The organism is Chelativorans sp. YIM 93263, assembly GCF_028767125.1.
Taxonomy (GTDB): domain Bacteria; phylum Pseudomonadota; class Alphaproteobacteria; order Rhizobiales; family Rhizobiaceae; genus Chelativorans.
In genome coordinates this window covers 98,596-112,366 of sequence record NZ_JAKCWP010000006.1, presented here as the reverse complement: position 1 = coordinate 112,366, position 13,771 = coordinate 98,596, and the positions used below count along the sequence as shown (strand labels likewise).

Here is a 13,771-nt window from a genome sequence, read left to right as displayed (position 1 = left end):
CCCCTCCTCAACGCAAGGGAAGCGCTAGCCTTCCAAGCGCTTCTGCAAAAACGTCCGGGTTCGGCCCTTGGGGAAATCGTCGAGCGTGCCGAAGGGTATGTAGCCGGCTTTGCGATAGGCGTTGAGTGCGTGCGAGCTGAAGGTGTCGATCCAGGCACCGTGGCAGCCGCGGGCCAGTGCTTCCGCCTCGGCGCGGCTTAGAAGCTCGCCGGCCAGGCCTTGTCCGCGAGCGTCCTCACTCAGCCAGAGCCACTGCACATAGAGCCATCCCCACGCGGTGTAGCCGGAAAGGCCGCCGGCAATCGCGCCGGAGTAATCACACATGAAAATCGCCAGCGCCCGCTTCTCGGCCGGTCCGACATCCACCTCGTTGAATGCGGAGAGCGCCTCGCGGAGGTGGGCGAAGTCGTCCGGCTTCGGCGCTCCGGTCACCTCGAAGGCAAAACTCATGATGCTTCCATCGCCTTGCGCAAATTTCCGCCGGCCTGTTCGAGCGCTTGTTCGGCCTCGACGCGGCTCAGCGATTTTTCAATCATCAGGCAGGCATGCTTGATGGAATAATCCGCTTCGAGAAGCTTGGCTTGGGCTTCGACCTGGTCGGCGCCGGTGATGCGGGCGACGATATCGGCCGCGCGGCGCCGGAGCTTTTCGTTGGTCGGGCGCATCTCCACCATCAGGCCCTTGTAGACGTAGCCGAGCTTGATCATCACGCCGGTGGAAATGCAGTTGAGCGCCGCTTTCTGAGCCGTGCCGGCCTTCATGCGGGTGGAGCCGGCCAGAAGTTCGGAGCCGGTTTCGAGCAGGATTTCGATTTCGCTCACCTCTCCGACCTTGCCGCCGCGGCTGTTGAGAATGCCGATGGTGAGGGCGCCTTTTTCGCGGGCATGCTTCAGACCGGAGACGACGAAAGGCGTGCGGCCGCTTGCGGCGAGGCCGATGACGACGTCGTTTTCTCCGATGCCGTGGTTATCGAGTTCGCGGGGTGCTTCGGTTTCACCGTCCTCCGCGCCCTCTATAGCCTTGATGAAGGCGGCGTCGCCGCCGGCCATCAGCGAGATCGCCCGCTCATAGGGCCAGTTGAAGGTGGGCGGCAGCTCGGCCGCATCCTGGGTTGCAATGCGGCCGGAAGTGCCCGCGCCCAGATAGACGAAGCGCCCGCCCTTGCTCAGCCGCTCGGCGGCGCGGGCGATGGCCTCGGCGATGGTTACACGGGCGGCATGGACCGCGGAAATGGCCGCGAACTGCCCCTCAACGATGCCTTCGACCAGGTCCAGGCTCGTCCAGTCCTCAATGTTGGCGTAGCGGGCAGCGGCGGTTTCGGTCTGGATCATGCTTACCGTTCCATCTGTGATGCGATGCGCGCGGCGGAAAGTGCGGCATCGAGGGTGGGGAATTCTACCGCGACATCGGGCAGGGACGCCAGGATGGCGGATTTTATCCGAGGATCCAGGGTGAGCACGCCGCCGACAAAGGCGACCGGGGCCGGGCCGCCGCGCGAAAGAAGCGCGTTGGCGAGGCGGGCAAGCTCCCCGGCGGCCTCATCGAGCAAGGCGCCGGCCACCGGGTCGCCGGCTTGGGCGGCTTTTGCCACAGCCTGCGCCAGGCCGCCGATGCGGCCACGGTCTCCGCCATAGACGAATGCGCGCACGGCGTCCCAGCTTGCGCCGCCTACTGCCGAGAAGAGGGCCTCGGCGAGGCGTTGAGCATCCGCCGGGCCACCGGTTTCGTCAATGCGATGATAAATGGCGCTGAGCGCGCGCAGCGCGATCCAGGCGCCCGAGCCTGCGTCGTCGATCAGAATGCCGCGTCCGCCGACGCGGATGTGCTCGCCGCTGGCAGTGATATGCAGCGCGATGGAGCCGGTGCCGGCAGCAACGAGATGGCCTCCGCCGGGGGCGAAGTGGATGCGGAAGGCAAGCTCGATATCGTCCGTTGCGCGCACCGTGTCCGGCGGGCATCCAGTTGTCTCGCCGATCAAGGCTCGTGCTTCGGGCGCGGTCATCTCTCCGAGGCCTGTTACGCCCGCCACGATTGCGGCAACGGGTTTTTCCACCTGCTGCGCAATTTCGGCAATTGTCTCGGAGAAGTTCGCCCGCGCTTCGGGCCTGAAGAGATGGCCAGTGGCGCCGGTCGCCTTTCCACGGGCAATCAACCTGCCGGTCGCATCGACAAGTGCCCAGCGCGATCCCGTGCCGCCGACGTCGATCCCGAGGAAGTTCAAGCGCCAAGTCCTCGCACAAAGCCGCGCGTGATTTCGCGCGGATTGGTGATCATGGTGCCCACCACCACCGCATGCGCGCCCGCATTCAGAGCGGCGCGTGCCATCTCAGGCGAATTGTAGCGTCCTTCGGCGATCACCGGAACCGAGACACGCTTCGCCAGCGCCTCGACCAGTTGCAGATCCGGTGTCTCCGGCTTGGGCTGCGTGTAGGCCGTGTAGCCGGAAAGCGTCGTGGCGATATAGTCGGCGCCCATTTGCTCGGCGGCGAGGCCCTCATCCAGGATAGCGATGTCGGCGAAGGTGGGGAGGTCGAGTTCGTCTTTGGTACGCCGGATGAGCGCGTCCGGGCTCTCGCCGTCGCGTGGGCGCGGTGTGCAATCAAGCGCGATGATATCGGCTCCGGCGTCTTTCAGAGCGCGGGCGGCCTCAAACGTCGGCGTGATGTAGACATCGAATTCGTCGGAGAAGACCTTGTCGATGCCGATGACGGGGAGCCCGGCCTGCTTGACCGCCGCCACATCAGCCGGCCCGTTGGCGCGGATGGCGACGGCCCCGCCCTGGGCCGCGGCAAGCGCCATCGCGCCCATGAATTGCGGCCCGTGCAGCGGATTGTCGGCGCGCGCCTGACAGGAGACGATAAGTCCGCCTTTGGCCAAGAGCTTGCTCATTTGAGCGCTCCGGAGGTCATGCCGTTGATGAACTGCTTCGACAGGATGATGTAGACGATGGTGATGGGCGCGGCTGCGAGCGTCAGCCCGGCGAACATCACGCCCCAGTCGGTCGTGTACTCGCCCATGAAGGAGGTGAGGCCTTGGGGCAGGGTTTTCAGCGCGTCGTTCTGGATGAATACCAGCGGGAAGAAGAAGTCGTTCCAGATCGGTACCAGATTATGGATGGCCGAGATCACCAGCGCAGGACGGCAGAGCGGCAACAGGACGGAGACCATGATGCGCAGCTCGCTGGCACCGTCCATGCGGGCGGCATCCTCGAGTTCGCGCGGGAGCGTGCGGATAAAGCTCGTCATGATGAACACGGTGGAGGGCAGACCCATGGCCACATAGACGGCGATCAGCGCCCAATAGGTGTTGAGGATACCCATGTCACGGAACAGGATGAAAAGCGGGATGATGGCCAGCTTCAAGGGCAGCGTCAGGCCCGCCAGGAAGAATAGCAGGATGATGTTCGACCCGAAGAACTCGTAGCGCGCGATGGCGTAAGCGGCCATCGTTCCCAACACCAGGATAAGGCCGATAGACAGGCCCGTGACGAAAACCGAATTGAAGAGGTAGCGGGCGAAATTCGTCTGCGTCCAGACCTTCACATAGTTGGTGAGGTTGGTGAAATCGGGGATGGCGAAGGGCTGGTTGAAGATCTCCATGTTGGACTTGAAGCCCGAGAAGATCATGATCACCACCGGAAACAGCATCAGGGCGGTGTTGGCCACCAGAATGATCTGCAAAAGTCCCTCGCGCCCGAGCGTGCCGAGGATGCCCTTGTTGTCGTAGGCCATTGCCTTTTCGGCGGCCGCACTCATAGCTGGATCTCCCGCTTGCGCAGCCGCACCGTCCAGAAGGCGGCGACGACGGCGATGAAGAGGAAGATGAGCACGGCAAGCGCGCTGCCGTTTCCGAAGTCCTGCACGCCGGCGGACTGGTTGCCGAAAGCCGTGCGGTAGAAGTAGAGCCCGAGCACATCGGTTGAGCCGAAGGGCGACCCGTCAAGCCCGACCATGATGTAGGGCAGCTCGAACCAGTTGAACGAGCCGATAAAGAGCAGGATGAAGACCACGGTCGCGCTGGGGGCGACCAGCGGCCAGACGATCTTCTTGATGAGCACCCATTCGCTGTCGGTCTCCATGCGCGCGGCGTCGAGCAGTTCGGTCGGGATGCGCTGCATGCCGGCGAGGAAGACGAGCGTGGGAAAGCCGATCCAGGCCCAGGCGTTGACGAAGATCAGCGAGCCAAGTGCTGTCGAACTCTGGCCAAGCCAGGGTTGGGCCAGAAAATCGAGACCGACCCCGCGGAAGATCTGGTTCACCGGCCCGAAGATCGGGTGGAAGAAGAGCTTCCAGAGAAAGCCGATGATGACGGTCGAAAGCACCACCGGCAGGAAGACGGCCACCCGGTGGAAGGCCGCGCCGGGAAGCTCGCGCCACAGCGCATACGCCAGAATGAAGCCGGTGCCGTTCTGGATGACCATCAGGCTGAAGAACACAATGATATTGTGCATGAAAGCGCGCTGGGTCCAGCTCGCGAACGGTTCGGTGAAAAGGACGTTGTAGAAATTCTGGAGCCCCACGAACTCGCCACGCTGCAAGCCTTGCCAGTCATAGAAGGCATAAGCGAGCGCGGAGCCGATCGGATAGGCGACGAATGTCGCCATCACCGCGAGCGGCGGCACGATGAGCGCGGTGATCCAGAGAGTACGTCCTGTCAGGCGAAGTCTGGGCATGTCTGGCTTCAAGCTGAATGACGGGAGTAGCCGGGAGGGGGAGCCTCCCGGCCTGCCGAACTTACTGCTGGAACGGCTCGTAGTAGGTGGCGATGCCTTCGGTTACCGCCTGCGCGGCTTCCTCGGGAGTCTTTCCGCCGGCCAGCATCTCCTGGACTTCGGACTGGATCAGGACCGAGCCGGAGGGTTCCTGATAGCGGAAGTGGACCAGCATGATGTAGGGAATGGAATTCTGGTTCAGTTCCGCCACTTCCTGCAGCAGCGGATCCTCGAACTCCACGCCGGGGATCGGCGAAATGTTGCCGAGCGAGTTGGCGAATTGTTGGCCGAATTCCTGGCTGGCAAGATAGCTCAGGAACTTCTGCACGGCCTCGGGATGCTCGGTCTGGGCGTTGCCGGCATAGCCGCCGTCGAAGAAGAGGCCGACCAGGTGCTGGTCACCTTCCTCTTTCACGGGTGCCGGGAAGACGCCGAGGTCGAGATCCGGGTTCTGCGACATGAAGTTGGCGATCTCGAAGGAGCCGCCGGCGAACATGCCGGCCATGCCGGAGGCAAAGAGCTGCTGGGCCGAAGCGTAGTCCAGACCCGTAAAGCCGTCGGGGAAATACTCGCTGATCTCTACCAGCGCTTCCAGCGCCTCGACGAAACGCGGGTCGGTGAAGTCCGTCTCGCCCGCCATCAGGTCGTTGTAGAAGTCCTCCCCGATGATGGAGGAGCCGAGGGCGGAGACGATCGTCTCGTTCTGCCAGGCCGTTCCCGTGCCGTTTGCAAAGGCATACATGCCGGCGTCCTCGATGGCCTGGCTGACTTCGAGCAGCTCGTCCCAGGTCTCCGGCTCTTCAAGTCCGAGCTGGTCGAAAATATCCTTGTTGTAGATGACGAGCATGGTCTGGGAGGCGAACGGGACCGCGTAAATCTTGCCGTCCGAGCGCAGGGTCTCGGCTTCCAGAGCCGGTTTCGGCATGTCCGCGAGGCCGGGAACGGTCTCCTCGTCGAGCGGCATCAGATAGCCGGCCTCGGCGACCGTTTCGAAGGCGCCATAGGCGCGCACCATCATGATATCCGGCCCGGAATCGCCAGCGAGCGCGGTTGAAAGGATGGTGTTGTAGTTTTGCGGCTCGATTGTCTCCAGACTTATTGTGATGTCGGGATTGTCGGCTTCGAAATCTGCGATGAACTGCTCATACTGCTCGCGGTCCTCCTGACGCCAGCTCCAGAAGCTGAGCTCCTGCGCGAACGCCGGAAGGGCCATCGACACGGCGCCCAAAAGGGCCGCCGAGCGTACCAGATATTTCTTCATGATCGTCTCCTCTCCTTGGTGTTCAATGTGCGGCCACTGCCGAGGGCTCAAGCCGCTGACCGGATTCGGCATCGAAAAAGTGAACCGGGCTGCCGTTCAGATTTATCCTGACGGCTTCGTCCGGCTCGAAAATGTCGTTGGGATGGGTGCGGATCGCGACCAACGTGCCGTCGGCCAGCCGCGCGTAAACATAGGAATCGTCACCCAGATACTCGGTATAGACGACGCTTGCGGTAAAGCCGTCCTCCGCCTCGCGCTTGACGGTAAGCGCGTCCGGGCGGACCCCAAGCTTCAGGTGAGGTGTCTTGTCGGGAAGCTCATCGAGCGGAACGGAACCGCCATCAGCTATGCCAAGGCGGTTTCCTGAGCGGGAGACATCCACGAGGGTCATCTTCGGCGAGCCGATGAACGTACCGACGAAACTGTTGGCCGGTTTTTCGAAAAGTTGCCTCGGGCTGCCTACCTGCTCGACCCGGCCATTGTTCATCACGACGATCTTGTCGGCCAGCGTCATGGCTTCGATCTGATCGTGGGTGACATAGATCATGGTGCCGCCGATCTCGCGGTGCAGCTTGGCGATCTCCAAACGAACCTCCGAGCGCAGAGCGGCGTCCAGATTGGAAAGCGGCTCGTCCAGCAGAAAGACCTCGGGTTTGCGCACCAGCGCGCGCCCGATCGCCACACGCTGACGCTGTCCGCCTGAAAGCTCGCGGGGCTTGCGCTTCAGCAGTTCTTCCATCTTCAGCATGCGGGCGGCTTCGCTGATCCGCGATTCGATCTCCTCCTTCGGCAGGCCCATCAGGCGCACGCCGAAAGCCATATTTTCATAAACGTCCATATGCGGGTAAAGTGCGTAGGACTGGAAAACCATGGCGATTCCGCGCTTAGACGGCGCCACATCGTTCATCATCCGCTCGTTGAGATGGAACGAACCTTCAGTGATTGGGTCCAGCCCGGCGATCAGCCGCAAGAGCGTGGACTTGCCGCAGCCGGAGGGGCCGACGAACACGACGAACTCGCGGTCGCGGATTTCGAGGTCTATGCCGTGCAGGACCTCGGTTTCCTTGAACCGCTTCTTAACGTTGCGCAAAGTGAGCCGTGCCAAGATCCCTCTCAAGTGGTCTTATATTCGCGTACCGGAATAGGACCAATACAATACCATCTGGTGGCGCCGGTCAACGGCGAGGCTCGCCTGATGAGATGACTGCGCTTGTTTCTTGTCTGGACGAGCAGCAGGATGATCCCTTAAAGGAATTATAACAATCAAACGGGGGGCAACGATCCAGCCGGGTTCGGCGGGTGACGTGCCCGGATGAGGACAAGCTAGGGAGTCGATCATGCGAACACTTTTGACCATTGCCGCGGCGAGCCTTGCGCTTTCCACGGCCGCTATGGCGGATACCGCGAAAGTTGCGGTTACGGCTATTGTCGAGCATCCCGCGCTCGACGCGGTGCGCGACGGCGTGCGCGACCGGCTGGAGGAAGCCGGCTACACGGTCGGGGAGAATCTCGAGTTCACGTATGAATCGGCACAGGGCAACACTGCCACGGCAGCGCAAATCGCGCGCGAGTTCGCCGGCGCCAATCCGGACGTGATCGTGCCGATTTCGACGCCTTCTGCACAATCGGCGGCCGCGGCGACGCGCGATATTCCGGTTGTCTTTTCGGCGGTCACGGATCCGCTGGTGGCGGGCCTCGTGGACTCCCTTGAGGAGCCCGGCGGCAACGTCACCGGCGTCTCCGACCTGACGCCGATTGCCGACCATGTCGCGTTGATCAAGGAGCTGGTGCCTTCGGCTGAAAGCATCGGCTTCGTCTACAATCCAGGCGAGGCGAATTCGGTCGCACTTCTCAAGCTGTTCAAGGAAGCTGCGGAAGAGCAGGGGCTCAGGGTTGTTGAAGCGCCGGCCAACCGCTCGTCCGATGTCCAGGCTGCCGCGCGCAGCCTCGTCGGAGAGGCGGACGCCATGTATGTGCCGACCGACAACACGATCGTTTCCGCTCTGGAATCGCTGATCGGTGTGGCGGAGGAAAATGACCTGCCGCTGATTTCCGGCGATACGGATTCAGTGGAGCGCGGGACGCTTGCTTCCGTTGGATTCGACTATCACGAAGTTGGCCTGAGGACGGGAGATATCGTCCTGCGCGTCCTCGACGGCGAGAACCCCGGTGAAATTCCGGTCTCCTACGCCGAGGGCACGAACCTCTTCGTCAACCTAAAGGCGGCGGAAGCCATGGGCGTCGAGCTGCCGGATTCGGTGGTTGAACGGGCTTCCAACGTCATCGAGTAAGATCAGACACGCCCTGCGTTCCGGGTAAAGGCCCGGCGCGGGGCGGTTTCCGCGATCAATCACGCGGGTCCGGCATTTTGCTTGCGCTGAGTTTCGGACCAGGCCACCCGGTCGCAACAGTCGTCAAATATCGCGGGGCATTTCTAACGTATGTCTGCAATTGCATTCTGGGGCGCGGTTGAGCTGGGCTTGATCTATGGCTTTGTCGCGCTCGGTGTTTACCTCGCTTTCCGCATACTCGATTTTCCCGATCTGACCGTGGACGGCTCGTTTCCGCTCGGCGCGGCGGTGGCCGCTGTCGCAATCACGGCGGGTTGGGATCCCTGGCTGGCGTGCCTTATAGCGGCAGTCGGCGGCGCCGTTTGCGGACTAGTGACCGCTTTTCTCAATGTCCGCTTCGGCATCCTGAATCTGCTCGCCTCGATCCTCACCATGATCGCGCTCTTTTCCGTCAATCTGCGCATCATGGGGCGGCCGAACATGGCAGTGCTCAACCGCGAAACCGTGGTTACGCCGTTCTACGATCTCGGCCTGCCGGACCATCTGGTGCGCCCGGCCTTGCTGGGTGTTCTGGTGCTTGTCACCGTGGTGCTCCTGGCGCGTTTTCTTGCCAGCGATTTCGGCCTGGCCATGCGCGCCAGTGGCGCCAATCCGCGCATGGCGCGGGCCAATGGCGTGAGGGTCGGCGGCCAGATCTATGTCGGCATGGCGCTTTCCAATGCGCTGACGGGCCTTGGCGGTGCGCTTTTCGCGCAGATCGCGGGTTTCGCGGATGTCACCTCCGGTGTCGGCACAATCGTGGTGGGGCTTGCCTCGGTGATCGTCGGCGAGACGCTCTTCCGCACGCGCGCGCTGTTCCTTGCGCTGTTGGCCTGCGTGATCGGGTCAGTCATCTATCGCATCGCGGTTCAACTGGCGATATCCACTGACGTGCTCTTCCTCAGGGCATCGGACTTGAACCTCGTGACCGCGGTCCTGGTCGCCCTGGCGCTTATCCTGCCGCGGCTGCGCGGGGCCAAGGGAGCAGTGCAATGATTTCCGTTGAGGCTCTTCAGGTTGTTTTCAGCGCGGGCACCCCGCTGGAGCGCCGGGCGCTCGCCGGGGTGGACCTGACGCTTGAAGAGGGTGAGTTCTGCACCGTCATCGGTTCCAACGGGGCGGGGAAGTCGACGCTGCTCGGTGCCGTCGCCGGAGACGTGGTGCCGCAGAGCGGGCGCATCAAGATCGGCGACCGGGACGTGACCAGGCAGGCGCCGGCACGGCGCGCGAAGCGCGTCGCCCGTGTCTTCCAGGATCCGCTCGCCGGCTCCTGCGCCAATCTTTCCATCGAGGAAAACCTGGCGCTGGCTGCGATGCGCGGGAAGAGACGCGGGCTTGGGTCGGCGCTTCGTGCCGAGCGCCGCGACGACTTTCGTGAACGTGTAAAGGAACTCGGTCTCAATCTCGAAAACCGCCTGGGCGACCGCATGGGCCTGCTTTCGGGCGGGCAGCGACAGGCCATGGCGCTGGTGATGGCAACGCTCTCCGGAGCGGAGGTGCTGCTCCTGGACGAGCATACGGCCGCGCTCGATCCCGGAATGGCCGAGTTCGTGACCGATCTCACGCGCCGGCTCGTTGCCGAGCATGGCCTGACGACGCTGATGGTTACTCATTCCATGCGCCAGGCGCTTGATCTCGGCACGCGCACGATCATGCTTCATGAAGGCAACATCATGCTGGATATTGCCGGTGAGCGGCGCAAGGAAATGACCGTGGATGGGTTGGTCGATATGTTCCGCCGCGTGCGCGGCGGCGCGGAACTGGATGACGACGCACTGCGGATCGGGTGATGTTGCAGCGTCGGCTCAGGGCGTCGCCGGAAGGGCGCCGGCGAACAGGAAGCGATGCGGTCCTGCCACCCGCACCGTCGGGTCTTCTGTGCTCTTCGCCCCACTCTGCTGGTTTGTGAGTATCAAAGAGAACTGGAGCGCGCAGCGTGAGCAGCGCGCCCCGGAGTTGGTGTGTCGATGGTCCGCATAGCGGCGGGTGGCGTCTATACCAGGTTCCGCGGCACAGAGATCTGCCAGGTTCGACAAAAGACCCGACGGTCGTTCTCATAGGCGTCGATGTCTCCTGTTATGTGAAATTCGGTGGCTGAGGATGTAAGGCGCGTGCGCGTTCTTGTGCTGATGCGCCAATCATCGCCGCGAGCGATGCTGCGGTCCCAAACCGTCTCTCCGGCGACAGAATCGAAATCGTTTCCGCACGCGCGATAGCACTCCACAGCTTTCGCGCCGACTTCCAGCCCTGTGGACTCCATCACATATGTGCCTCGATCGTCGATAACCTCGAGCACCGACTCGTCGCTCGCCAGGTTGCGTCGTACAAGCCACTCGTGCTGCTCGGGCGATATCATCCGGCTGCCACTTGGCCGCGCGCCCTGGGGATCACCCAGACTCCGCAGTTCCCTGTCCTCCGCTCGCGGCTCGCGTATCGGGATACTAAGGGTGGAGTCGTGGAAGTGCACGGTCAACGCGACCGGCTCGGGTGGCGGCCATGCAAGCGGCCAATAAGACGTCGAGAGCGACAGGCGCAGCTTGTGTCCGGCCGGCAATTGCTGCGCGATATGGTTGAGCTGCACCCTCACGCGGGTCTTCTCGCCGGGCTGCATCACCGATGGATGGTCCCTGCTGTCGCGGTGGGTGAGGTTGAGCAGACCGTAGGTGAAACGGGTTGCAGAACCGTCGGGCCAAACATCCGACAGGCGCGCTGCGATCATTGCCACAGGCCGGTCGACGCTCACCGTCAATTCGACGAAAGCCTGGCCCAATATCTCGATGGTCTCCGCCAGGGGCTCCGTCTCGAAGATGAGCGCGCCGCCGTCCTCCTGGCGCTGGTCGTGCGCGAGGTCGGGTCCGGAAGCATAGGAGCACCACTTGCCGGCGAACAAGCCGACGGACAGGGGTGACTGTATCGTTTCGCTAGCAGGATCCGGATCGGCCATCTTCGCCGGATCGCCGAGCGAGCCTTGACGCAGTGCCAGTGTCTGGTCCCTGATCTTCGCGGAAGGCCAGCTGTTTTCGCCAACCCAGCGCCCCGGGCGCTCCTCGTATTGCGTGGTAGGCCGTTCGCTGTCCTGCATCCATGCACGCAGCATCGGCTCGTCCATGACGCCGTTCGCGATACCCTTCAGCCAATGGTCCCACCAGCGTTTGATTTCCGTCAGGAAGTCAATAGCTGGACCGGGGCTGCCAAGATGCGGGTAAGTATGCGCCCAAGGACCGACGAGTCCCTGGCGCGGCACATTGAGCCCCTCCAGCATGCGGAAGACGGCATTGGTGTATCCGTCGGCCCAGCCGCTCACCAGAAGAACCGGGCACTCGACCGCCGAGTAGTCCTCGCGGATCGAACCATGGCGCCAATAAGCGTCGCGCCGCTGGTGGGACAGCCATGTCGGAAGCCAGAAGCCCCCGGCCTCGAGCCGCTCGAACCACATATCCCGCCACTTGTCGCCGACGAGAAGCGGATCCGGTGGCAGACTGTTGTACGCGAACATCACGGACGCCCACGAGAGGTTGTCGCCCAGCAGGCAGCCGCCCATGTGGTGCACGTCGTCGGAGTACCGGTCGTCGGTGGAGGACGCGCTGACGACAGCTTTCAGCGCCGGCGGCCTTAGCGCAGCGATCTGCAGCCCGTTGAAGCCTCCCCAGGAGATGCCCATCATCCCGACGGAGCCATTGCACCAGGGCTGGCGGGCGAGCCACTCGATGACCTCGATACCGTCCTCGAGTTCCTGGGGCAGATATTCGTCCGCAAGCACGCCCTCCGATTCGCCGCTTCCACGCAGATCCACGCGAACGCACGCGTAGCCGTGGCCGGAGAGAAAGCCGTGCGTGATCTCGTCGCGGTGAGCGGTGCCGAAGCGCTTGCGGTAGGGTATATACTCGAGGATGGCGGGAACAGGTGTCCTGTGGGCCTCTCTTGGCAGCCAGATGCGCGCTGAAAGGCGCACCCCATCCGCCATGGTTATTTCCACGTGGTCCTCGACATCGACCGGAAAGGGAAGTTCGTCAATGAGTTTCATCAGGTACCTGCGCCGTGAGACCTATCTCGAAGGGCAGCAACTCCATGATATCGGCGTGCTTGCTCATCAGTTCAGCGTCGCTTCGTCCGCCGACGAATATGTCTGCGATCTCAAAGCTGTAACTGTCCTGAAATGTGAGATGCGACAGGCGCTGTCCTTCCTTGACCAAAACCTGGATGAGAGCTTCGGGGTAGCGTGACTGCACGTGATGGAGTTCCGGCGCCGACGGTACCCTTTTGATCTCTCCGTCCTGAAACATCCGGACCATGAATTTTGCCGCCTTCGGCCATTTTCCCTCGCGCCTGGGAAAATCCGGTGCCCGGCCCAAGGCCAGATCGAGTGCGACCTTCTGATGGCTCGATCCATCGACGTCCTGGAAGAGGGGGCAGTGCGACTTGGATATCCGCGTGTTCACCTCCAACAGGCTGATGCGGTCGCTTTGCTCGTCCCAGAAGAATTCAGCGTTGAAAGGCGCATTGTCGTAGCCAATGTGGTTCAGAAGACGGGCGATCGCCTTCTCCATCCGCTCCAGCACCGGCTGCGGTAATCGAGAAGGGTATTCGTAACGCGAGAACGATGATTGCGACTGGCCCTCGCGCAACGAGTCGACATGGCCGTAGACCGTGAGATCGCCGTTCCAGACATAGCCCTCAAGCGTGACCTGCGCATCGGCGGAGATAATCTCCTCGGCTATGCAATAACAGCCGCCGATGTCGGCCACTTCCGGCGGGCGCTCCACAAGCTTGAGAAATTCGTCGAATGCATGGCCGAAATGTCCGATGTGCTGGCGCATGGCAGTGATCGCCACCTGGAGATCCTCGGGACCCTCGACACGGAACCCGAGATAGGAGGAATGCGATACGACGGGCTTGAGCCAGAACGGAAAATCCAGGTCAATGGCGGCGGCGGGATCGCTCGCGAAAGGATCGACAGCGCAGACTTTCGGGGTGACATCGGGCACGCTGGCTTCCATTTCCTGTCGCGCCCAGTACTTGTGCTCCATCGCTGCAACAGCTTCCAGCCTTGGCGCTGTTAGCCCGTGCCTTTTGCAAAGCACCGGCGTTAGGCATGAGCCCGGAAAATCCCAGTAGTTGAGAATGGCGTCGGGTGGATCGCTTTCGCGCAGGCGGCTCTCCGCCAGCCTAAGCATCTCGTCGAAGCTGAATCCCGGCTCAACCTCTATCGCTTCATGCGTATCGAGAAGCTCGCGAAAGTCCATCTCGTCGGCTTGCGGCATGGCTTCCAACAGCGCAAGGTTGAATGGCTCGAGGCCGATTACAAATACATTCGACATATTGGCGGTGTTCTCCGTCGGCGGGTTTAGACCTGGCGTAAGCACTGCTAAGGAACCGTCGCGCCTAACCAAAGTTCCGACGAAGATCGCAACAGCGTCAAACGCAGCCGCCTTCAGCGTTCGAGATCGACAGTATGGACGAGCCCGCGTC

Annotated in this window: 13 protein-coding genes; 3 read left to right on the top strand and 10 right to left on the bottom strand. The window is 62.4% G+C overall.

Features of this window, described 5'->3' with window-relative positions; translation table 11 throughout:
- Positions 1-24: 24 nt before the first annotated feature.
- From LY631_RS13655 to LY631_RS13620, 8 genes are all read right to left on the bottom strand, one after another.
- Complete coding sequence (locus LY631_RS13655; protein ID WP_274426028.1) at positions 25-450, bottom strand: GNAT family N-acetyltransferase; 426 nt, start codon at positions 448-450, stop codon at positions 25-27.
- Entirely contained in the window at positions 447-1,331 is an 885-nt protein-coding gene (locus tag LY631_RS13650; RefSeq protein WP_274426027.1) for an N-acetylmuramic acid 6-phosphate etherase, read from the bottom strand. The genes LY631_RS13655 and LY631_RS13650 overlap by 4 nt, the downstream gene beginning before the upstream one ends.
- Positions 1,332-1,333: 2 nt before the next feature.
- Positions 1,334-2,221, bottom strand: coding sequence for an N-acetylglucosamine kinase (locus tag LY631_RS13645; RefSeq protein ID WP_274426026.1), 888 nt, complete (start codon positions 2,219-2,221; stop codon positions 1,334-1,336).
- Positions 2,218-2,889 (bottom strand): N-acetylmannosamine-6-phosphate 2-epimerase, encoded by a 672-nt coding sequence (locus LY631_RS13640; protein WP_274426025.1) that lies wholly within the window; start codon positions 2,887-2,889, stop codon positions 2,218-2,220. Before LY631_RS13640 ends, LY631_RS13645 begins: the two co-directional genes overlap by 4 nt.
- Entirely contained in the window at positions 2,886-3,755 is an 870-nt protein-coding gene (locus tag LY631_RS13635; RefSeq protein WP_274426024.1) for a carbohydrate ABC transporter permease, read from the bottom strand. Before LY631_RS13635 ends, LY631_RS13640 begins: the two co-directional genes overlap by 4 nt.
- Positions 3,752-4,672 carry a carbohydrate ABC transporter permease gene (locus LY631_RS13630; RefSeq protein ID WP_274426023.1) on the bottom strand — a complete coding sequence of 307 codons (921 nt, stop codon included), beginning with the start codon at positions 4,670-4,672 and terminating at the stop codon, positions 3,752-3,754. Before LY631_RS13630 ends, LY631_RS13635 begins: the two co-directional genes overlap by 4 nt.
- A 61-nt stretch (positions 4,673-4,733) precedes the next feature.
- Entirely contained in the window at positions 4,734-5,972 is a 1,239-nt protein-coding gene (locus LY631_RS13625) for an extracellular solute-binding protein (RefSeq protein ID WP_274426022.1), read from the bottom strand.
- 22 nt (positions 5,973-5,994) lie between these two features.
- The gene (locus LY631_RS13620; protein ID WP_274426021.1) at positions 5,995-7,077 is read right to left on the bottom strand and encodes an ABC transporter ATP-binding protein; all 1,083 of its coding nucleotides are present in this window, start codon (positions 7,075-7,077) and stop codon (positions 5,995-5,997) included.
- A 232-nt stretch (positions 7,078-7,309) separates the two neighbouring features.
- Between LY631_RS13620 and LY631_RS13615 the strand changes: the two genes are divergently transcribed.
- The 3 genes from LY631_RS13615 (at position 7,310) to LY631_RS13605 (ending at position 10,092) form a co-directional block, all read left to right on the top strand.
- Positions 7,310-8,263 (top strand): ABC transporter substrate-binding protein, encoded by a 954-nt coding sequence (locus tag LY631_RS13615; protein WP_274426019.1) that lies wholly within the window; start codon positions 7,310-7,312, stop codon positions 8,261-8,263.
- A gap of 150 nt (positions 8,264-8,413) precedes the next feature.
- On the top strand, positions 8,414-9,298 hold the full coding sequence (locus LY631_RS13610) for an ABC transporter permease (protein ID WP_274426018.1): 885 nt from the start codon (positions 8,414-8,416) through the stop codon (positions 9,296-9,298).
- The gene (locus LY631_RS13605) at positions 9,295-10,092 is read left to right on the top strand and encodes an ABC transporter ATP-binding protein (protein ID WP_274426017.1); all 798 of its coding nucleotides are present in this window, start codon (positions 9,295-9,297) and stop codon (positions 10,090-10,092) included. Before LY631_RS13610 ends, LY631_RS13605 begins: the two co-directional genes overlap by 4 nt.
- Before the next feature lie 203 nt (positions 10,093-10,295).
- Here LY631_RS13605 and LY631_RS13600 read toward each other — a convergent pair whose 3' ends face one another.
- Together LY631_RS13600 and LY631_RS13595 are read right to left on the bottom strand one after the other, a co-directional pair.
- The gene (locus LY631_RS13600; RefSeq protein ID WP_274426016.1) at positions 10,296-12,326 is read right to left on the bottom strand and encodes a CocE/NonD family hydrolase; all 2,031 of its coding nucleotides are present in this window, start codon (positions 12,324-12,326) and stop codon (positions 10,296-10,298) included.
- A complete protein-coding gene (locus LY631_RS13595) occupies positions 12,313-13,620 on the bottom strand; it encodes an ATP-grasp domain-containing protein (RefSeq protein ID WP_274426015.1) in 1,308 nt (435 codons plus the stop codon). The genes LY631_RS13600 and LY631_RS13595 overlap by 14 nt, the downstream gene beginning before the upstream one ends.
- Positions 13,621-13,771: the final 151 nt, after the last annotated feature.

What these genes read in the sequence shown, in the direction of transcription:
- LY631_RS13625 (WP_274426022.1), bottom strand. Translation starts at nt 5,972, where the DNA reads ATGAAGAAATATCTGGTACGCTCGGCGGCCCTTTTGGGCGCCGTGTCG.
- LY631_RS13610 (WP_274426018.1), top strand. Translation starts at nt 8,414, where the DNA reads ATGTCTGCAATTGCATTCTGGGGCGCGGTTGAGCTGGGCTTGATCTAT.
- LY631_RS13615 (WP_274426019.1), top strand. Translation starts at nt 7,310, where the DNA reads ATGCGAACACTTTTGACCATTGCCGCGGCGAGCCTTGCGCTTTCCACG.
- LY631_RS13630 (WP_274426023.1), bottom strand. Translation starts at nt 4,672, where the DNA reads ATGCCCAGACTTCGCCTGACAGGACGTACTCTCTGGATCACCGCGCTC.
- LY631_RS13650 (WP_274426027.1), bottom strand. Translation starts at nt 1,331, where the DNA reads ATGATCCAGACCGAAACCGCCGCTGCCCGCTACGCCAACATTGAGGAC.
- LY631_RS13595 (WP_274426015.1), bottom strand. Translation starts at nt 13,620, where the DNA reads ATGTCGAATGTATTTGTAATCGGCCTCGAGCCATTCAACCTTGCGCTG.
- LY631_RS13655 (WP_274426028.1), bottom strand. Translation starts at nt 450, where the DNA reads ATGAGTTTTGCCTTCGAGGTGACCGGAGCGCCGAAGCCGGACGACTTC.
- LY631_RS13635 (WP_274426024.1), bottom strand. Translation starts at nt 3,755, where the DNA reads ATGAGTGCGGCCGCCGAAAAGGCAATGGCCTACGACAACAAGGGCATC.
- LY631_RS13605 (WP_274426017.1), top strand. Translation starts at nt 9,295, where the DNA reads ATGATTTCCGTTGAGGCTCTTCAGGTTGTTTTCAGCGCGGGCACCCCG.
- LY631_RS13640 (WP_274426025.1), bottom strand. Translation starts at nt 2,889, where the DNA reads ATGAGCAAGCTCTTGGCCAAAGGCGGACTTATCGTCTCCTGTCAGGCG.
- LY631_RS13600 (WP_274426016.1), bottom strand. Translation starts at nt 12,326, where the DNA reads ATGAAACTCATTGACGAACTTCCCTTTCCGGTCGATGTCGAGGACCAC.